This window comes from Secundilactobacillus folii (assembly GCF_009720675.1).
Lineage (GTDB): Bacteria > Bacillota > Bacilli > Lactobacillales > Lactobacillaceae > Secundilactobacillus > Secundilactobacillus folii.
This window is the reverse complement of sequence record NZ_WNJO01000001.1, coordinates 288,439-307,671: the sequence shown is the minus strand read 5'-3', so window position 1 is coordinate 307,671 and position 19,233 is coordinate 288,439. Positions and strand designations below refer to the sequence as shown.

20 protein-coding genes are annotated in these 19,233 nt (G+C 44.4%); 17 read left to right on the top strand and 3 right to left on the bottom strand.

All coding sequences use genetic code 11. The features are described from left to right. Positions 1-100 precede the first annotated feature (100 nt). From GM612_RS01385 to GM612_RS01370, 4 genes are all read left to right on the top strand, one after another. Positions 101-343 carry a DUF896 domain-containing protein gene (locus GM612_RS01385; protein WP_155430575.1) on the top strand — a complete coding sequence of 81 codons (243 nt, stop codon included), beginning with the start codon at positions 101-103 and terminating at the stop codon, positions 341-343. A gap of 96 nt (positions 344-439) precedes the next feature. Then, positions 440-673, top strand: a complete 234-nt coding sequence (locus tag GM612_RS01380) for a YneF family protein (protein ID WP_155430574.1) — start codon at positions 440-442, stop codon at positions 671-673. Positions 674-769: 96 nt separating this feature from the next. Beyond that, complete coding sequence (locus tag GM612_RS01375; protein WP_155430573.1) at positions 770-2,527, top strand: ABC transporter ATP-binding protein; 1,758 nt, start codon at positions 770-772, stop codon at positions 2,525-2,527. A gap of 46 nt (positions 2,528-2,573) precedes the next feature. Continuing rightward, a complete protein-coding gene (locus GM612_RS01370) occupies positions 2,574-4,310 on the top strand; it encodes an ABC transporter ATP-binding protein (protein ID WP_155430660.1) in 1,737 nt (578 codons plus the stop codon). A gap of 225 nt (positions 4,311-4,535) precedes the next feature. On the opposite strand, the gene GM612_RS01365 is transcribed toward GM612_RS01370, so the two are convergent. Further along, a complete protein-coding gene (locus tag GM612_RS01365) occupies positions 4,536-5,180 on the bottom strand; it encodes a lysophospholipid acyltransferase family protein (protein WP_155430572.1) in 645 nt (214 codons plus the stop codon). Positions 5,181-5,253: 73 nt separating this feature from the next. Between GM612_RS01365 and GM612_RS01360 the strand changes: the two genes are divergently transcribed. The 3 genes from GM612_RS01360 (at position 5,254) to GM612_RS01350 (ending at position 7,447) form a co-directional block, all read left to right on the top strand. Beyond that, entirely contained in the window at positions 5,254-6,018 is a 765-nt protein-coding gene (locus GM612_RS01360) for a tRNA1(Val) (adenine(37)-N6)-methyltransferase (RefSeq protein WP_155430571.1), read from the top strand. After that, on the top strand, positions 6,011-6,295 hold the full coding sequence (locus GM612_RS01355) for a GIY-YIG nuclease family protein (protein WP_343031740.1): 285 nt from the start codon (positions 6,011-6,013) through the stop codon (positions 6,293-6,295). The genes GM612_RS01360 and GM612_RS01355 overlap by 8 nt, the downstream gene beginning before the upstream one ends. 156 nt (positions 6,296-6,451) lie before the next feature. Then, positions 6,452-7,447: a D-2-hydroxyacid dehydrogenase gene (locus GM612_RS01350; protein WP_343031739.1), complete on the top strand. Its 996-nt coding sequence runs from the start codon at positions 6,452-6,454 to the stop codon at positions 7,445-7,447. Between the two features lie 237 nt (positions 7,448-7,684). Here GM612_RS01350 and GM612_RS01345 read toward each other — a convergent pair whose 3' ends face one another. Continuing rightward, positions 7,685-9,223, bottom strand: coding sequence for a multicopper oxidase family protein (locus tag GM612_RS01345; protein WP_155430569.1), 1,539 nt, complete (start codon positions 9,221-9,223; stop codon positions 7,685-7,687). A 128-nt stretch (positions 9,224-9,351) separates the two neighbouring features. Between GM612_RS01345 and GM612_RS12205 the strand changes: the two genes are divergently transcribed. Next, positions 9,352-9,504, top strand: coding sequence for a hypothetical protein (locus GM612_RS12205; RefSeq protein WP_173021167.1), 153 nt, complete (start codon positions 9,352-9,354; stop codon positions 9,502-9,504). 242 nt (positions 9,505-9,746) lie between these two features. Here the strand turns inward: GM612_RS12205 and GM612_RS01340 are convergent, their stop codons facing one another. After that, on the bottom strand, positions 9,747-10,457 hold the full coding sequence (locus GM612_RS01340) for an HAD family hydrolase (RefSeq protein WP_173021183.1): 711 nt from the start codon (positions 10,455-10,457) through the stop codon (positions 9,747-9,749). 235 nt (positions 10,458-10,692) lie between these two features. Between GM612_RS01340 and rpsB the strand changes: the two genes are divergently transcribed. From rpsB to GM612_RS01295, 9 genes are all read left to right on the top strand, one after another. Then, a complete protein-coding gene (gene rpsB, locus GM612_RS01335) occupies positions 10,693-11,472 on the top strand; it encodes a 30S ribosomal protein S2 (protein WP_155430567.1) in 780 nt (259 codons plus the stop codon). A 140-nt stretch (positions 11,473-11,612) separates the two neighbouring features. Next, on the top strand, positions 11,613-12,494 hold the full coding sequence (tsf, locus tag GM612_RS01330) for a translation elongation factor Ts (protein WP_155430566.1): 882 nt from the start codon (positions 11,613-11,615) through the stop codon (positions 12,492-12,494). A gap of 125 nt (positions 12,495-12,619) precedes the next feature. Next, on the top strand, positions 12,620-13,342 hold the full coding sequence (gene pyrH / locus GM612_RS01325) for a UMP kinase (RefSeq protein WP_155430565.1): 723 nt from the start codon (positions 12,620-12,622) through the stop codon (positions 13,340-13,342). Next, positions 13,339-13,902, top strand: coding sequence for a ribosome recycling factor (gene frr, locus GM612_RS01320; protein ID WP_343031749.1), 564 nt, complete (start codon positions 13,339-13,341; stop codon positions 13,900-13,902). Before pyrH ends, frr begins: the two co-directional genes overlap by 4 nt. Before the next feature lie 27 nt (positions 13,903-13,929). After that, positions 13,930-14,340, top strand: a complete 411-nt coding sequence (locus GM612_RS01315) for a hypothetical protein (protein WP_155430564.1) — start codon at positions 13,930-13,932, stop codon at positions 14,338-14,340. A gap of 109 nt (positions 14,341-14,449) precedes the next feature. After that, positions 14,450-15,226 carry an undecaprenyl pyrophosphate synthase gene (gene uppS, locus GM612_RS01310; RefSeq protein WP_155430563.1) on the top strand — a complete coding sequence of 259 codons (777 nt, stop codon included), beginning with the start codon at positions 14,450-14,452 and terminating at the stop codon, positions 15,224-15,226. Positions 15,227-15,248: 22 nt separating this feature from the next. Further along, the gene (locus tag GM612_RS01305; protein WP_155430562.1) at positions 15,249-16,037 is read left to right on the top strand and encodes a phosphatidate cytidylyltransferase; all 789 of its coding nucleotides are present in this window, start codon (positions 15,249-15,251) and stop codon (positions 16,035-16,037) included. Between the two features lie 37 nt (positions 16,038-16,074). Further along, positions 16,075-17,349 carry an RIP metalloprotease RseP gene (rseP, locus tag GM612_RS01300; protein WP_343031738.1) on the top strand — a complete coding sequence of 425 codons (1,275 nt, stop codon included), beginning with the start codon at positions 16,075-16,077 and terminating at the stop codon, positions 17,347-17,349. 40 nt (positions 17,350-17,389) lie between these two features. Beyond that, entirely contained in the window at positions 17,390-19,132 is a 1,743-nt protein-coding gene (locus GM612_RS01295; protein ID WP_155430561.1) for a proline--tRNA ligase, read from the top strand. Positions 19,133-19,233 lie beyond the last annotated feature (101 nt).

The window sequence follows — 19,233 nt, the reverse complement described above, 5'->3', positions numbered from 1 at the left end:
TAAAGTAACTGTCAGCTGCATTTTTATAGTCCTTATCCTTGAACCGGACTGCCTTTTGCGGTATTATCAATAGTCGTGTTTGTACAAGGGAGTGAAAGTAATGGCAGATACAGAAATGAAAGAATTAATTGCCCGCATCAACGAATTGGCTCGTAAAGCTAAGGCCGAGGGTTTAACTGAACTTGAAAAACTGGAACGGAAAGATTTGCGTCAAAAGTACTTGAAAAAGTTCCGTGCTGGTTTTAAAAACGATATTGAAATGTTACGTGTCTTCGACAAATCTGGTAAGGAGATCACGCCTAAAAAAGTGCAAAAGATTCAAAAGAAAAAGGGTTTGCGCTAGTCACTTTTAAAGGTTTCCTTCAGAATCCCTTTTAAAATGACTTGAACTTGTGTAATATTACTTATTGGAAGTTACTGAAAAAGGAGGCATACCCGCTTGACACTTGGAACTGGCATTTGGATTCTAATTGTGATCGTTGCTTTATTAGCTGGGTTAGCAATCGGCTTTTTTGCTGCACGTCGGTACATGGAAAAATATATCCGTGAAAACCCACCGATCAGTGAAGATCAATTGCGCATGATGATGATGCAGATGGGACAACGTCCGTCCGAAAAGAAACTGCATCAGATGATGAACAGTATGAAACAACAGCAATCAGAAAAGCATTGATCCGCATTTACAGAGTAAAAGACTTGGGCGCGCCCGGGTCTTTTTTAATTTAGTCTTTGAAAGGAAAACTCGATATCAAAGAAAGGGGGCACCATGATGAGTATTTTTAGAAAGTTAGGTTGGTATTTTAAAGTCCAGTGGCGAACCTATTTATTTGGTCTGCTTGGTCTGTTATTTACGGCGTTATTAGCCATTATTCCACCACGAATGATTGGGGTTATCGTGGACTTGATCCACAGCCACCGATTGACGGTTCGTCTGCTGGTGATTGATCTATTGATTTTATTTGGCGCCGCTATTGGCCAGTATGGTGCCCGCTACATGTGGCGGACAGCCATTTGGGGGGCAGCTGCTAAACTCGAACAAACCTTGCGGCGCCGACTTTTTGGTCACTACATGAATATGGATCAAACTTTTTATCAAAAATACCGGACAGGTGACTTGATGGCTCGGGCTACTAACGACCTTCAAGCTATTCAGCGGGTTGCTGGTGGCGGTATTTTGCAGTTTGCTGACTCAATCATTACCGGTGGAACCACTTTGATTGCCATGATGACCTTGGTCAACTGGCGATTGACGTTAATTGCCGTACTACCATTTCCACTGTTAGCAGTGATGGCGTTTTATTTGGGTCAAAAGATCAACGTTGCCTTCCGTGATTCACAAGCGGCTTTTTCCCGTTTGAATAATAAGGCTCAGGAAAGTATTAGTGGCGTAAAAGTCATCAAAAGTCTGGGTCAGGAACAAGAAGATATTGATGATTTTAATCAGCAAGTTGACCAAACTATTAACGTCAACCGCCGTGTTAACCGTTTAGACGCCATGTTTGATCCAATTACCACACTGATCATTGCTTTAGCTTATGTAGCCACCATTGTGATGGGTGGTTCGTTAGTCGTTGATCACGTGATCTCAATTGGAAATTTAGTTTCATTTATTACCTATCTATCAATGATGATCTGGCCGATTTTTGCCGTGGGGATGCTGTTTAATACCATGGAACGTGGAAATGCCAGTTACGACCGGGTCATGCACCTGATCAACGAGCGGTCACAAGTGGTTGATCAAAGTAACGGGTTAACAAAACGGCCTAGTGGTGACCTGCAATTTAACGTTGAATCGTTTCATTATCCTGATGATGAACAGGTGACGTTGCAAAGGGTATCATTCACGATCCCAGCTGGTAAAACATTGGGAATCGTTGGTCGTGTGGGTGCTGGTAAAACGACGATCATGCGGCTGCTGCTGCGGCAGTTTGAACAGTACCGTGGCACGATTAGCTATGGCGGAACCAACATTTTAGACTATCAGTTGGATGCTTATTTGCCTGCGATCGGCTACGTGCCACAGGACAGTTTCCTATTTTCAGAGTCAGTACGTGATAACATTGCCTTTGCCAAGCCTGAAGCAACTCAGTCCGAAATCGAAGCGGTCGTGGCAGAAGCTGGGCTGACGGAACAAATTGCCCAGTTTGAAGACGGCTACGACACGCTTGTCGGTGAAGAAGGCGTATCCCTGTCAGGGGGACAGCGACAGCGATTGGCGATTGCTAGGGCCCTTTTGATCAAGCCGGAATTACTCATCTTGGATGATGCTTTGTCCGCCGTGGATGCGGAAACTGAAAGTAAGATCTTGAATAATTTGCACGGTGAACGAGCAGGTAAAACGACGATCATCGCTGCCCATCGTTTAAGTTCTGTCATGCAGGCGGATGAAATTATCGTGCTAAATCATGGCACCATCACTGAACGTGGGAATCACGCCGAACTGATGGCGCAAAACGGTTGGTATAAGCAGATGTTTGAACGTCAGGAACTTGAGATGAAGGTAAGGGGGTCTAACGTTGAAAAATAATAAGCATGAATCAGCTTGGGCTAAAAGCATTCCCATTAAACAGCAAATGAATGTTGTCGGTAAGCTGATCCGCTTCGCTAAACCCTACTGGAAGAACTTTATTGTCTCCATTTTTTTCGCGGCGCTGATCAGTGTCGTTAACATTCTATTGCCGATGATCATTCAAAACTACATGGATCACTACTTAAAGGTTGGTCGAGCAGATTTGAAAATCATGTGGTTCTTTGCGGGCCTGTACTTCTTTGCGATGGTCATCAAAGCACTGCTGCAATTTTGGCAAACTTACCTGTATAGTATGGGCGCTGAGTACATGCTGGAGCGCGTTCGTCGACTCCTGTTTAATAAGTTACACCGGCTTGGCATGCGGTTTTTCGATCAGGTGCCAAGTGGCTCGATTCTGTCGAGGTTGACTAACGATACCATGTCGTTTTCGACCTTCTGGCAGTTATTTAGCAGTCTAATTGTCGCCCTCTTTTCGGTGGTTTCTTCAGTGATCGCCATGTTTGTGTTAAATGCACGAGTGGCGATGTGGCTACTGATTCTATTGCCATTTCTGGCGGTAACGATCTGGTACTATCAACGGTATAGTTCCAAGGTCTACCGGCGGATGCGAGAACGTTTGAGTGAACTCAACGACCGACTGTCCGAAGCCATTACTGGGATTAGCATCATTCAGCAATTTCGGCAGGAAAAGCGAATGAACAAAGAATTTGATGAGATCAACGGGGCTTACTTTGATTCACGCCGCGCGATGATTCGAATCAATTCATTGCTATTGAGTCCGCTGATTGATTTATTTTATTCTTTAGGCGTTATCCTGGTCTTATCGTTGTTAGGTATTCGCGGTCTCAACGGTTTTGTGCCTGCGGGTATGATTTACGCCTTTGTGACTTATTTGGATAACTTATTTAACCCGATGACCAGTATGATGGATAGTTTGAGTGATTTCCAAGACGGAATCGTTTCTGGGTCCCGAGTCATGAAGCTGATGGCAGATGACACGGCTGTGCCGACTCAGCATCCAGTTGCTGGACGGGAGATCACGGATGGACGAATTGAGTTTAAACACGTCAGTTTTTCTTACGACGGCCATACGCCGATTTTAAATGACATTTCCTTTGTTGCTGAACCAGGCCAGACAGTGGCACTAGTCGGTGAAACGGGAAGTGGGAAATCTTCAATCATCAACGTCTTAATGCGCTTTTATGAATTTCAGTCTGGTGAAGTGCTGATTGATGGTCATGATATCCGTGAGTATGAGTACAAAACACTACGAAGGAAAATGGGCTTAGTGCTGCAGGAACCATTTCTGTTTTACGGCACGGTAGCCTCCAACATTCGGATGTTTGACAAATCGATCTCTGACCGTCAAGTCCGGGCCGCCGCACAGTTTGTGAACGCCGCCGACATGATCGAGTCGCTGCCACAGGGTTACGATTCACGGGTGATTGAACGTGGAAACGGTTATTCCAGCGGTCAACGACAGCTTTTGTCGTTTGCTCGAACGGTGGTTACTGATCCCAAGATCTTGATCTTGGATGAAGCAACGGCGAACGTTGATACTGAAACTGAACAGGAGATTCAAAAAAGTTTAGCAAAACTGCAATCTGGGCGAACCACAATTGCGGTCGCTCACCGGTTGTCAACCATTCAAAATGCTGATTTGATACTTGTTTTGAATCAGGGTCGCATTATTGAACGGGGAACCAATGATGAATTAATGGCGCAGAAGGGTGCTTACTATGATATGATTCAGCTGCAAAATACAGCTCATTTGGATTAGAGCGTGTTATTTTAGATGATTTCAGACTAATTTGGATGCAAATAAAAATAAAGCAGCAATAAGCGTAAACCTATTGCTGCTTTATTTTTGCTAATGAGAAAACTAATGGTGTGATTAAATTAGATGGTAACCGAATGGTTAATTGAGTAAGAATGGCTGGCAACATTATCGTTACCAGCCAATCCAAATAGCAAACATTAAATATTCAGCTGCCAACCCAACTGATTAAGCCTCCGACTTGGAACGGGCCTTAGCTTTCGGGTCAACGTAGTGGAAGTTGGGGTCGATTGCTTTATCAAGTGAATCGAAGCCCCGTTGCATTTTGGTTTCAATCACTTTGAAACCCGCATCGTCCATTTTCATTTTCGGATCAACGCTAAATGGTTCGCCAAATGCAACGGTGATCCGTTTGCGCGTGAAGAGCGCCTTAAACGTTAATGGGCCTTGATAAACGGTGGGTACGATTGGGACCTTCGCTAATTTGGCAATCACCGCCACGCCACCCTTGAGTTCCTGCGAATGCCGGGTACCGGAAGGAAACATGATCAATGATAAATCGGTGTTTTTCAACAGTCGAACCGGTGTTTTAATGGCTGATGGACCGGGGTGCTTTCGGTCAACGGGGAAGGCGTTGGCATGCTTTAAGATCCATCTGAGAATAGGGTTCTTGAACAGCTCGACTTTGGCCATGAAACTAAACTTTTTTGGACTACCCGCAAGTGCATAGTAGATTGGATCAAACCAAGTTCGGTGCGGTCCAACTAGGATGTAATTGCCCTTTGGGAGTCGGTCGGTGTGTTCGAAGTGTGGTTTACCATTAATAATATAAATGAGTATCCAGACTAAAACACGGATAAACGAGTAAAACATCGTTGTAACCTCTCTTACGTAAAGTTGTATAATAGTTGCTATTATAAAGATAATTTACGAAAACATCAATGAAATGGGTGATTATTTGACAACTCCTGAGCTTCTGGCTGGCGAACGAATTGACCAGCTATACAGCCAAGACATAAAGATTATTCAGAGCCCACAGGTTTTTTCATTTTCGCTGGATGCCGTTTTACTGGCTAATTTTGCTAGATCACCAGCAAAACGAACGGGACTGATGGTCGACCTGTGTGCCGGTAATGGTGCGGTTGGATTATTTATGGCGCCAAAAACCAGGGGCCACATCGCAATGGTGGAATTACAACCCCGGCTAGCAGACATGGCAAAACGCTCGGTTACTTTGAACCATTTGGATGAGCAAGTCACAGTCTACCAGCAAGACCTGGCGACGATCACTGACCAGATTCCTAAAGATTCGGTGGACGTGGTGGTTTGTAACCCACCTTATTTTGCGGATCTGCCAGCCAGTAAGAAAAATCCAAATCAGTACCTGGCAATTGCTCGGCATGAAATCACGACCTCATTAGAAACGGTGATCCGCGTGACTAGTGGCCTACTGAAAATGAATGGTCGCGCCTATTTCGTGCACCGCCCAGATCGGCTGCTTGACTTAACGACCGTCATGGGGCGGCATAGACTAGCCATTAAGCGGCTGCAGTTTGTTTACCCCAAGCCTGGTCGAGACGCTAATATTGTACTGGTTGAGGCAATTAAGGACGGGCAGGCAAGCGGCTTAAAAATATCACCAGCGCTAATGACCTACGATGAATCGGGGGAATATTCTGCACCGGTAAAGAAGATGTTATACGGTGAGTGAAAAGCAATCAACTCAAAAATACTATTTTTACGTCCTTTTGTGTGCAGATAATACGTTATACGGTGGTTTTTCTACGGACGTTTATAAGCGGTTTGAAGCCCATCAGCAGGGTAGGGGTGCCAAATATACGAGGGTTAAAAGTCGCCATCCACTAAAACTGATTTATTTTGAAACTTTTCTCACTAAATCGGCTGCCTTGAAAGCGGAATACGCGTTTAAGCATCAGTCACGGCGAGCAAAGGAACGGTATTTGAAAGCTCGCGGGATCAAGATTTAGTTGTGTTAGCGGTATCATTGATATTGTTGGGTACCGTCTCCAGTATGAAAGCATGCTCGAAAATGCACGTTTTTTGCAACATTTACTGGAAACGCTTATCAATCGCACTGAAACGTGATAAAATAATAGTCAGATTAGTGAATGGAGGAAACAATTGTGAAAATTATTGCATATGGTATTCGTGACGATGAAAAACCTTACCTCGAACAATGGTCCAAGGACAAGGGTATCGAAGTTAAGGCTGTTGCTGAATTATTGGATGACTCAACAGTGGATCAGGCTAAGGGCTATGATGGTGCTGTTGTCTACCAACAAAAACCATACACTGCTGAAGTTTTGGACAAATTAGCAAGCTTTGGTATCAAGTCGCTTTCACTGCGTAACGTTGGTGTTGATAACATTGATGCGGACGCGATCAAGCGGAATGGCATCAAAGTAACTAACGTGCCTGCATACTCACCAAGCGCAATTGCTGAATTAACAGTTACACAATTAATGCGTTTACTTCGTAAGACTAACACCTTTGACCGTAAGATCGCCCATGGTGACTTACGTTGGGCACCAGACATTGCTGATGAACTGGATCAAATGACAGTTGGTGTGATTGCAACTGGTCGCATCGGCCGTAAAGCAATCAACATTTACCGTGGTTTCGGTGCCAAGATCGTTGCTTATGATATCTACCACAATCCTGAATTGGAGAAGGAAGGTATCTACGTTGATACCTTGGATGAATTATATGCTCAAGCTGACGTTATCTCATTGCACTCACCTGCAACTAAGGAAAACGAGCATATGTTAGACGATGCTGCCTTCAACAAGATGAAGGATGGCGTCTTCATTTTGAACCCTGCTCGTGGGACTTTAATTGATACGGATGCTTTGATTCGGGCCTTAGACTCTGGCAAGGTTGCTGGTGCTGCTCTGGATGTTTACGAAGACGAAGTCGGCATCTTCAACACGGACTTTGGTAGCTTCGATGCTATTCCAGACGAACGTTTGAAGAACTTAATCAAGCGTGAAAACGTTTTGGTTACGCCACACATCGCCTTTTACACCAAGACCGCTGCTAAGAACATGGTTCAATTTGCTTTGAACAGCAACGTTAACTTGATTGAAAAGGGCACTGACGATAGTGAAGTTAAGTTCTAATTTGAATTAAGCTTAAAAGAAAACGGCCTTTACGGGTCGTTTTTGATTTACTTTGAGTTCAGAAAATAAAGCGCGAGGCCAGCAGCATTTTCCAAAACTTCGGGAATGCTGCTGGCCTCGCGCTTTATTCTTTCAAATCAGATTGTTATTGATAGTGAATTGCAATTGTGGTGAACACTTTAAAACTCTTTGTAGATTAAAGCTAGATATTTCTAAGTATCATATAAAACAGGTGAATTACATCTTCATACCCATTTTACGATATGAATCCATTCCGGCCATCCAGAGATCCTCTGGTTTAATGCCCCGTTCTTTAGCAAAGGCATTCATCAACGTATCCATATCCATCAATTTGTATTTTGGCATCGGTTTGCCCTTTTCGTAGGTTTGAATCTGGGCCATCATACCACCGTCTTCGTGCTCGATAATGTGGCAGTGATACATGTAGACGCCAGGGAGATCAAAGCGAACCAGCAAACGGACCGTTTCACCGGGATTAACGCCAATGGTATCTTTATAACCGTGTTCATTCGGGTATGGGTCGTGACCATTTCTGGAAATAACGAGGAAAGCAGTTCCGTGAACATGGAATGGGTGAACCATACCGCTATCCATATCATTCGTGTTCGTAATGTCCCAGTACTGTGCTTCGCCAACCGGTTGAGTTGCATCGATCCGTTGCATCGAGAACTTTTTGTTATCCATCATCACGGACTCGTCCATGCCGCTCATTGTGATCTTTCGAACGGGTGTTGATGGGTCGACAGTCGGACGTTGGATATCTAATAGGTGGTCAGGAATGGTTGTGTTGTCAGCCGCAAAAGCGTGAATCTTGAACGTGACAATTGGCACGTCGTCGCTGAAAAGTGTAACAGTTTGGCCATCGTGGTAGCCAGCAAAATCAACGACGATCTCAGCCCGTTCTGCGCAAGTCAACATGAGGTGGGTCAATTGCACTGGTTCGGGCAAAAGACTGGAATCACTCGCAATTTGCGTGAATGACAGGTCATCTGAAAAATGCAGGCGCCACTCACGACGGTTGGCACCATCAAGGATCCGCAGCCGCAGCTTCTGGGTGGTTACGTCAAATACTGGGTTAACGGTACCGTTGATCAGTGCTGTTGGTCCTTGGACACCGTCAGGATCATAATCGGCGTGGTAATCCCACTGATTGTTTTCGTGGAAACGGCGGTCCTGTAAAACTAACGGAATGTCATCGACACCGTAATTATGAGGTAATGGCAAGTCATTGATGTGTTGATCAGTTACCAGCACCATTGTGGCGAGTCCATGCCAAACCTGTTCAGCTGTCGATGGACACGGGTGGGCGTGCAACCAAGTTGTTGCGGCCGGCTGATCGAGCGTGAAGTCGATCTGTTTACTTTCGCCAGGGTAAACTGGAGCGTGACAGCCACCATCGACGTAGGGACCAGAAACGATCAGCCCGTGCCAGTGAAAAGTGGTGAGCTCTGACAAATGATTTTGCAGGGTTACATGAATATGCTTACCAACGGGGTAGACAATTGTCTGTCCAAGTAGGGAAGTGTTGTAGCCCCAAGTTTTCGTTTTGGCGCCCGGCAAGATTTGCGTTTCACCTGCCTGGGCGGTCACCGTGTACCAGATGTCGGTATCGGTTTGTTTGTCTGGTTTCAGGAGTGGTGGAATGGCGAGTGGTGAGACAGGCGCATCTGCCACCTCGAGTGGGACGTAGCCACCATCATGGGTGTTAAAAGCTGGTTCATCAAAAAAATAATCATTATACACTTTTGCTGCCATTTGAATATTCCCCTTTCCTAATTGCCTATATTATACAACTTTTTTGGTTAGTACATGAATTATTTAGGAATGCCTAAACAATTTGTATTATAATGATAGGTATTCTGGTAGGAAGAGGGATGGTAGCAATGCCAAAGGGAATACTGTGGTTGATTCTAATCTTAAATATCGTTTTGATCGGGCTGTTATTTGCTATGAAAGACATGCTGGCAATGTGGTTAATGGCAATCATTATGACGGTTGAATCGCTTGGCTCACTTTATGCGGCTTATCACCGTTAAAAAATGGGGGTGTGGCAAGACTCGGTTAGATTTCAGGAGGTTAGCAAAAGCGTCGTGAATTCCTAGTTTGGAATTCACGACGCTTTTGCTTAATGACCGGGCCTGAATCTTGACGTAGATTTACGCTAGATAACAGTTTTGTACCAATTGGTAATTAAGATGAATGTTGGTGTAAAAAACGGGTCACACTTTTAACATCCGCAATTTGTTTACAACCTCATTTTTATTTAGGACCAATCCCGTTAGTAGGTTGTCACTGACATCGCTTGTAAGAGTTCCGCCAGTTCGGCTGGTGATTCAATCGTTTGGTCGGGAATAAATTCCGACTTGGGTAGGTCTAGCTGCCGGTGGTTAAACCAAAAGGCGTGCCAACCTGCTTTTTTTGCTCCGACCATGTCCCGTTCAAAATTATCGCCGATGTAAACCACTTCATTAGCTTGTAAATTCAAGAGCCGGTTAAAGTAAGTGAAAATTCGTGGGTCAGGCTTTCGCAGGCCGACTTCATCAGAAATCACCGTATTGGGAGATTTGATCCACTGGTTTAAATCGAGCCGTTGAACCTTTTGCTTTTGAGTGTGAGTTTCACCATTGGTGATAATTCCTAATTCATAATGCTCTTTTAAAAGTTCCATTTGTTCGCGGATTTCTTTGAACAGGCTGATGTGCGCCGCTTCTTTTTGGTAACGATCCCAAAAGGACAACCATACTGAGTGTGATAAAGCCGGTAGGTCATGGTTATCAAGGACCGCATTCAAACGGTCAAATACCTGGGTCATGGTTAAAGTTTCAAGCTCGGCGACGCGGTCGTTCATGTGCTTAAAAGCCTCAAAGAGGTCGGTCAACACATGACCGGCAGCAGCCGGATCATTCCAGACAGAGATCAATGCCTGACGGAACGGTCGCTGTTGATCATAAAGTGTATCATCGAGATCAAAAACGATTGCTTTGATCATAATCGGTTCCTCCTCGCAGTTCTGCGACAAGTAGTGTAACATGAATGTAACATTTATTTCAAATGTTTTTTATTTAAGTTGGGCTTAAGGGTTGATAATACCCGCTAAAACAGGTATACTAATTTTCGGCTAATTGCCGTAATTCACACCCTGAGCAATACGTTGGGCAGTGCTCGTTAGAGTTCTTGACGTAGACGACCTCAGGGGAGGAAAAAACTTTAATGGAGGCTATTTCATGGCTGTTATCACAATGAAACAATTACTAGAAGCAGGTGTCCATTTTGGTCACCAAACCCGTCGCTGGAACCCAAAGATGAAGGAGTATATCTTCACCGAACGAAATGGGATCTACATCATTGACTTACAGAAGACTGTTAAGTTGATTGACGCGGCCTATAACTTTGTTAAGGATGAAGCATCGAAGGGTGCCGTTGTTCTGTTCGTTGGTACTAAGAAGCAAGCTCAGGATTCAATCGAAGAAGAAGCTACCCGGGCTGGTCAATTTTACGTTAACCACCGTTGGTTAGGTGGAACTTTGACCAACTGGGAAACAATTCAGACCCGAATCAAGCGCCTGAAGGATCTTAAGAAGATGGCTGAGGACGGTACTTTCGACCGGTTACCTAAGAAGGAAGTTTCCTTACTTAAAAAGCAAACTGATAAGTTGGAACGATTCTTAGGCGGTATTGAAGATATGCCTAAGTTACCTGACGTAATGTTTGTTGTTGACCCTCGTAAGGAACAGATTGCCGTTAAGGAAGCTCAAAAGCTGAACATTCCTATCGTTGCGATGGTTGATACCAACACTGATCCAGATGACATTGACGTGATCATTCCTTCTAACGATGACGCTATCCGTGCCGTTCGCTTGATCACCAGCAAGATGGCCGATGCTGTCATTGAAGGCCGTCAAGGTCAAGACGAAGCTAACCAAGAACAACAACCTGCTGCTAACATGGAAGATGTTAAGGCTGCCGTTGAAGGTAACAACGCATCAGACAAGACTGCTGAATAGTTTTATAACATGAGTTAGAAAACCATCAGTGCTAAGGCTGGCTTGAAAATGTGGACCCGCGAGGCCTGATTATTTTCGGGTCAGCCTTTTGTGCTGGTTGGAAAAATTAATTCGATCTTAAATTTAAGGAGGCCATATAAATGGCAAGCATTTCTGCAAAAATGGTTAAAGAACTTCGTGACAAGACAAGTGTTGGTATGATGGATGCTAAAAAAGCACTCGTTGCCACTGAAGGCGACATGGACAAGGCTGTTGATTACCTGCGTGAAAAGGGTATCGCTAAAGCTGAAAAAAAGAGCAGCAACGTGGCTGCTAACGGTTTAGCACACATTTCCGTGAATGGTAACGTGGCTGCCATCACTGAAGTTAACTCGGAAACCGACTTTGTGGCCACTAACGACCGGTTTATCAACTTAGTTAACACGATTACTGATTTGATTGCTGCTAATAAGCCAGCTGATATGGATGCAGCATTGGCGCTCAAGAACGATGCTGGTCAAACCATTAACGACTTGATCATTGAACAGACTCAAGTGACATCAGAGCACACGTCACTGCGTCGGTTTAAAGTTGTTGAAAAGAGTGACAGTGAGGTCTTTGGTGCTTACTTACACAATGGTGGCCAAATTGCGTCATTAGTCGTCCTTGACGGTGCTGATGAAAGTGTTGCTAAAAACGTTGCCATGCACGTTGCTGCGGTTAACCCAGAATTTGTTTCCCGCGACGAAATTCCTGCGGAACGTTTAGACCATGAACGGGAGGTTCTGAAGAAGGAAGCTTTAAACGAAGGTAAACCAGAAAAGATCGTTGAAAAGATGGTTGAAGGTCGTCTGCGCAAATTCTTGTCTGAGATCAGCCTTGCTGACCAAGAATTCGTTATGGATTCTGACCAAACCGTTAGCCAATACGTTGCTTCTAAGGGCGGCAAGCTTAAGAGCTTTGTTCGTTATGAAGTTGGTGAAGGCATCGAAGTTGAAACTAAGAACTTTGAAGACGAAGTTAACAGTCAGATCAATGGCTAAAACTAGTTTTAAAAAAGATGTACTTTTTAGTACATCTTTTTTTATGCAATTTGGGTGTGATACGACTATCGGTCGATACCGGTTTATGATAGAATTACACAATGAAAGCTAATAGGAGGCTCATCATGTCGGATTTAAAGTATAAGCGCATTGTTTTGAAGCTTAGTGGCGAAGCCCTAGCAGGTGATCAAGGTTTTGGCATTCATCCACCAGTGATCAAAACAGTGGCAAAAGAGGTCAAAGATGTATTTGAATTGGGTCTTCAAATCGGTATCGTCGTTGGTGGCGGTAATATGTGGCGCGGAGAATCAGGCGCCCAAATGGGAATGGAACGTGCCCAAGCAGATTATATTGGCATGCTGGCAACGATTATGAACGCTTTAGCATTGCAGGATAACCTAGAATCGTTGGGAGTTCCGACCCGGGTTCAGACTTCGATTGAAATGCGGGCCATTGCCGAACCATACATTCGACGGAAGGCCATTCGTCATTTGGAAAAGGACCGGGTCGTGATCTTTGCCGGTGGTACTGGTAGTCCTTATTTTTCTACTGACACCACCGCTGCACTGCGGGCCGCTGAAATTAATGCCGATGCCATTTTGATGGCTAAAAACGGTGTTGACGGGATCTACTCAGCTGATCCTAATATTGACCACAATGCGGTAAAATTTGATCATTTGACCCATATGGATATTATTAACAAGGGTCTGCATGTCATGGATTCAACAGCCAGCACGCTTTCCATGGATAATGATATTCCGTTAGTTGTCTTTAATTTGAATCATCCAGGAAACATTAAAAAAGTTGTTCTTGGTGAAGAAATCGGAACTACAGTTAGGGGGAAATAAAGTTGGCTAATCCAATTATTGATGAAGCAAAAGATAAGATGAACAAGGCTGAACAAGTATTGAGCCGTGAGTTTGGCACCATCCGAGCAGGTCGCGCGAATGCCAGTCTGCTGAGTCGGGTCACCGTTGAGTATTACGGTGTTGAAACACCGATTAATCAAGTGGCATCGATCACCACACCCGAACCACGGGTGATTATGGTAACTCCATTTGACAAAACGGCGCTGCAGGATGTTGAAAAGGGGATCATGGAATCTGATTTAGGCATCACACCCGCTAATGACGGGACAGCAATTCGCTTAGTTGTTCCGCAGTTGACGGAAGAACGCCGTAAAGAACTAGCTAAGCAAGTTCGCGGGGTTGCTGAGAATGGCAAAGTTGCTGTTCGTAACGTTCGTCGTGAAGCAATGGACTCATTAAAGAAGGGTCACAAGAATGGTGACTTTACGGACGATGAGGTGCACCGGCTTGAAAAAGACGTGCAAAAAGTCACGGATGAGGCAATCAAACAAATCGATAAATTAACCGATGACAAAGAGCAGGAAATTATCTCTGGCTAATTTGCCGGACTCAGAAAGGAATTTTACATGGCTAAAGATGATGAGATTCAAGAAATTACACCAGGTACACCTGAATTTGCCAAAATGGTCTTTAAACTAAACGAGGCGGTTACAGAGGAAAATTTGACCGTCTTGAACTATAACGGCAATGAACTGACCCAGATTGATGACGGTGTTTACGCCCAGCCCGCTTACGTGGCAGATGATTTTAACCTATTTTTTGTGATTACTCAGCTGATCGAACAGGATTGGATCATTGCCTTTTCCAAGGCCAAGATCGAAAACGAATCTGAAATCACGGATTTAAGCGAACCAATTCCCACTGGGCAAGCGTTAAACATGCTGGGCGAGGTCAGTCCTGACGATGCTAACAATCTGCTTCAGTATTTTAATACGTTGACGGATGCTAATCGTGGTGAATGGCGCTTACTCCAATAGCATATTTAGATTCTGTTAAATAATCACCTTTCAAGCAGAGTTGGGATAGTCGACAACTCTGTTTTTTGGTATGATTATGCCCTAAGAAGCAAATTTGGGAGGTGTCATTTTGTTTTCTTGGCTCAATAAGAAAGATCAAGAAGATCTTCAAGACGACTTTAAGCTTGACCCTAATAATATTCCGGCCCACGTTGCAATCATCATGGATGGAAATGGCCGCTGGGCTCAACGACGCCATTTACCACGGGTCGCTGGTCATAAGCAGGGGATGGACACTGTGAAAATTATCACCCAGGCAGCCAGTGATCTGGGCATCAAAGTTTTGACCCTCTATGCTTTTTCGACGGAAAATTGGAAACGTCCAGCAGACGAAGTGAATTATTTAATGAAATTACCCGTTGATTTTTTTGACACTTTTGTGCCAGACTTGATTAAGCATAATGTTCGCGTGAATGTGATGGGTTATACGGATCAGTTGCCGGCTAAAACTCAAAAAGCAGTGGCAGATGCGATTGAAGATACAAAAGACTGCGACGGCATGGTGTTAAACTTTGCCTTGAATTACGGTAGCCGAGCTGAGATTACAACTGCGGTTCAAGAAATTGCCCAAGCCGTTAAAACGGGTGAAATGGAACCTTCAGAAGTGACTGATGAAACAATCAGTCAACATTTAATGACGGCTTCACTGGGTCAGTATCGTGATCCCGATGTGGTTATCCGAACGTCGGGTGAGGAGCGCATATCGAATTTTTTGCTGTGGCAGATTGCCTATTCAGAGTTTGTCTTCATGGCACCGCACTGGCCGGATTTCACACCCGGCTTGCTACAGCAGGCAATTTATGAGTATCAGCACCGAAAGCGCCGTTTTGGCGGCTTATCGAAATAAACTAGGGAAAAGGGAGCGTATTATGAGACAACGGGTTATTACGGCGGTCATCGCTTTAATTATCTTCATTCCAATTGTCATTGCCGGCCATGTATGGGTCGATATTGCAGCGGCGGCACTCGGATTGGTAGCACTGTCCGAGATTTTGGTCATGCGTAAAAAACTAATTGTTTCGTGGGAGGCGCTGCTTTCTGCGATTGCACTGTTGCTAGTGATTTTACCCGATGTTTGGCATGATTTCATACCTGGACATTTAAACTTAACCTTTGTGATTTACGCCATGATCATTTTGCTATTGCTCTACACGGTATTTTCCAAGAATCGGTTTTCATTTGACGATGCTGCTGTGCTGACGCTTGGTGCAATTTACATTGGGTTTGGGTTTCACTACTTCATCGTGGCTCGGGCGGCCGGAATTTCGACCATTTTCTTTGCCCTGTTGATCGTTTGGATCACTGACAGTGGTGCCTATATGATTGGCTGCAAATTTGGCCGCAATAAACTAGCACCCCACATTAGCCCGAATAAAACTTGGGAAGGCTCTGTTGGTGGTACGGTGGTGGCTACCATTGTGTTGGCTATTTACGCTTACTTCTATCCGCAGGGGGATTACAGCTGGTTAATGACCGTCTTGCTGACGATCGTTCTTTCTGTCATCGGTCAACTGGGTGACCTGGTTGAATCCGCCTTGAAGCGTTACTATGGCGTCAAAGATTCTGGTCGCATTTTACCAGGTCATGGTGGTATCTTAGACCGTTTTGATAGTTTATTATTAGTTTTACCTGCGTTGCATCTGCTTGGATTCATTTAGCGTTTTAAATTAGACATTTACGAAAGGATCGACGTCTGTGATTACGACCATCATTACATTCATTATTGTCTTTGGCCTAATCGTTTTCATCCACGAGTTTGGTCACTTTTACTTTGCCAAACGAGCAGGGATCCTCGTTCGGGAATTTTCAATTGGCATGGGTCCAAAGCTTTTCAACTATCGGACTGCCGATACCACCTACACAATTCGGCTGCTGCCAGTCGGTGGTTACGTGCGTATGGCCGGTGCGGAAGACGATGAAGACGAGTTAAAACCCGGGACGCCGGTCAGTCTTTACGTGGGTGATCATGACCAAGTTACTCGAATCAATACCAGCAAGAAATCAACCCTCTTTAATGGCATCCCAATGGCTGTGACGGCAACCGATCTAGAAGATCAGTTGTGGATCGAAGGCTATGAAAACGGTGATGAAAGTGCTGTTAAACGCTATTCAGTTGCTCATAACGCCACTATTATCGAAGCGGATGGTACCGAAGTCCGCATTGCTCCGCGGGATGTTCAATTCCAATCAGCTAGTCTTGGCCATCGGTTGATGACCAACTTTGCGGGTCCGATGAATAATTTCTTTTTGGCCATTATTGTTTACACGATCCTCACATTTGTGATGGGTGGCGTGACCAATAATGGTAATCGCGTTACCCCGACGACTACGCAAGTGACAGTGGCTCGCAACGCTGGCATTAAAAATGGTGATTACATTACTGCGGTCAATGGCAAGGCGGTCAAGACCTGGGATCAAATTTCTACTCAGATTCAGGGGCGGGCTAACAAACCAACCACCTTTAAAATTAAGCGTAACGGTCAAAATAAGGCCATCCAATTGACGCCAAAAGCACATACAGTCAATAAACAAACGGTGGGGGAAATCGGCATCACCCAGTATCGCAGCCATGATATAGGTGCTATGTTAGTTTCAGGATTTACCCAGACTTGGCAAATGACAGTTCGGCTACTAGGCGCAATTTGGACAATGATTTCCGGTCATTTTAGATTAAACGATTTGGGTGGACCAGTGGCCATTTTTGCGACAACGTCAACTGCTGCGTCTGAGGGCCTAGTTGGCGTGCTTAGTTTTTTGGCCTTTTTATCATTAAACCTAGGAATCGTGAACTTATTACCAATTCCGGCCCTTGATGGTGGTAAAATATTACTTAACGTGATTGAAGGCATTCGACGGAAGCCACTTTCCGAAAACGTTGAAACAGCGATCACCCTTGTTGGGGTCGTTTTCCTCGTTGTCTTAATGTTGCTTGTGACGTGGAATGATATCGAACGGTACTTTATCAGATAAATAGATTAAAAGTGAATTTGGAAAAGGAGTTTAGTTGAGTATGAAACAGTCAAAAATGCTTATTCCAACCTTAAAGGAGGTGCCAAGTGATGCTGAGGCACTAAGTCATCAAATGATGCTTCGTGGGGGGTATATTCGCCAAGTGACTGCCGGCATGTATGCCTATCTACCCTTGGCATTTCAAGTTTTAACAAACATCGAAAAGGTGATTCGTGAAGAAATGACCAAGATCGATGCCGTTGAAATGGTAGTGCCCACGGTTTTACCCGCACAACTTTGGAAAGATTCAGGTCGGTATGATACATACGGTCCAACACTGTTTAAATTTAAAAACCGACACGATACCGATTTTATTTTGGGTCCAACTCATGAAGAAACCTTTACAACGCTGATTCGTGACAGTATTAAATCCTATAAAAAATTGCCGTTAACTTTGTATCAGATCCAAGCTAAGTACCGCGATGAGGAACGTCCTCGTTATGGTTTGCTGCGTGGTCGGGAATTCATTATGAAGGATGCCTATTCATTTTCAACCAACTATGATGATCTAGACGTGGTCTATCGTCAGATGGAAGCCGCTTATCGCCGAATTTTTGACCGGATCGGTTTAAAATACCGAACGATTATCGGTGATGCCGGTGCAATGGGTGGGAAAGATTCGAAGGAATTCTCTGCTATTGCCCCGATTGGTGAAGATACGATCGTTTACGTCGACGAGTCTGATTACGCTGCCAACCTTGAAATGGCTACCAGTTTATATACACCGAAAAAATCCCATGCTGCCCAAAAGGATCTCAAAAAGGTCGCTACGGGTGATGCGAAGACAATTGATGACGTTGCGAAAAAGCTTGAGCTTGAGCCTAGTGAACTGATTAAGAGTTTGTTGTATATTGCTGATGAAAAGCCAGTTTTAGCACTCATTCGTGGTGACCATGAACTAAATGAAGTTAAGCTCAAAAATTACTTACAGGCTGATTTTTTGGCCCCGGCAACTAACGACGATGCTAAGAAATATTTGGGCGCCTCATTCGGAGCACTAGGTCCGGTTGGGGTTAGCGAAGACGTCACTATTCTGGCTGATCAGTATGTTCAAGACATGGTCAACGCTGTGGTTGGTGCTAACGAAGATGGTTTCCACTACATGAACGTCAATGTGGATCGTGATTATCGGGTGGATCACTTCACTGATTTACGGACGGTTCAGGAAGGTGATATTTCACCAGACGGCGCTGGTAAGCTGAAGTTTACCCGCGGGATCGAAATTGGCCATATCTTTAAACTTGGAACTCGTTATTCAGAGGCTCTGGATGCTAAAGTTTTGGATGAAAACGGTCGTTCGGTGCCTGTTATTATGGGTTCCTATGGCATTGGTGTCAGTCGCTTGCTGTCCGCTGTTGCTGAACAACAAGCTGATGAGAACGGCTTAGTATGGCCACGCGCGATTGCACCGTTTGATTTGCATGTCATTCCAGTCAACGTTAAAAATGACGTTCAAATGAATGTGGCTAATCAACTGACTGCCAGCCTTGAAAAAGTTGGCTACCGTGTATTGATCGATGACCGAAAAGAACGGGCCGGTGTTAAGTTTGCTGACTCAGATCTGATTGGTCTGCCGATTCGAATCACGGTTGGTAAAAAGGCCAGTGATGGTATCGTGGAAGTTAAAATTCGTAAGACTGGCGAAACGGTCGAGGTTAAAACGGATGAAGTTGAAAACACCGTGGCAATCTTATTAAAAGAGATCAATGATGATTCAGACGAATCTGAATCATCAACTGATTAGCGATATTTGTAAGGACGGACTTGAGAACAAACAAAACCATTTTGTTTTGTCTCAGGTTCGTTTTAGGTTAAAATGATAGGGCTTATCAAAACGAAGGGGGC

Excerpts from the sequence above, each read along its gene's own strand:
- tsf (WP_155430566.1), top strand. The coding sequence starts at position 11,613 with ATGGCAAGCATTTCTGCAAAAATGGTTAAAGAACTTCGTGACAAGACA.
- pyrH (WP_155430565.1), top strand. The coding sequence starts at position 12,620 with ATGTCGGATTTAAAGTATAAGCGCATTGTTTTGAAGCTTAGTGGCGAA.
- GM612_RS01365 (WP_155430572.1), bottom strand. The coding sequence starts at position 5,180 with ATGTTTTACTCGTTTATCCGTGTTTTAGTCTGGATACTCATTTATATT.
- rpsB (WP_155430567.1), top strand. The coding sequence starts at position 10,693 with ATGGCTGTTATCACAATGAAACAATTACTAGAAGCAGGTGTCCATTTT.
- GM612_RS01360 (WP_155430571.1), top strand. The coding sequence starts at position 5,254 with ATGGGTGATTATTTGACAACTCCTGAGCTTCTGGCTGGCGAACGAATT.
- GM612_RS01305 (WP_155430562.1), top strand. The coding sequence starts at position 15,249 with ATGAGACAACGGGTTATTACGGCGGTCATCGCTTTAATTATCTTCATT.
- GM612_RS01345 (WP_155430569.1), bottom strand. The coding sequence starts at position 9,223 with ATGGCAGCAAAAGTGTATAATGATTATTTTTTTGATGAACCAGCTTTT.
- GM612_RS01295 (WP_155430561.1), top strand. The coding sequence starts at position 17,390 with ATGAAACAGTCAAAAATGCTTATTCCAACCTTAAAGGAGGTGCCAAGT.
- GM612_RS01385 (WP_155430575.1), top strand. The coding sequence starts at position 101 with ATGGCAGATACAGAAATGAAAGAATTAATTGCCCGCATCAACGAATTG.
- GM612_RS12205 (WP_173021167.1), top strand. The coding sequence starts at position 9,352 with ATGCCAAAGGGAATACTGTGGTTGATTCTAATCTTAAATATCGTTTTG.
- GM612_RS01375 (WP_155430573.1), top strand. The coding sequence starts at position 770 with ATGAGTATTTTTAGAAAGTTAGGTTGGTATTTTAAAGTCCAGTGGCGA.
- GM612_RS01315 (WP_155430564.1), top strand. The coding sequence starts at position 13,930 with ATGGCTAAAGATGATGAGATTCAAGAAATTACACCAGGTACACCTGAA.
- GM612_RS01370 (WP_155430660.1), top strand. The coding sequence starts at position 2,574 with ATGAATGTTGTCGGTAAGCTGATCCGCTTCGCTAAACCCTACTGGAAG.
- GM612_RS01340 (WP_173021183.1), bottom strand. The coding sequence starts at position 10,457 with ATGATCAAAGCAATCGTTTTTGATCTCGATGATACACTTTATGATCAA.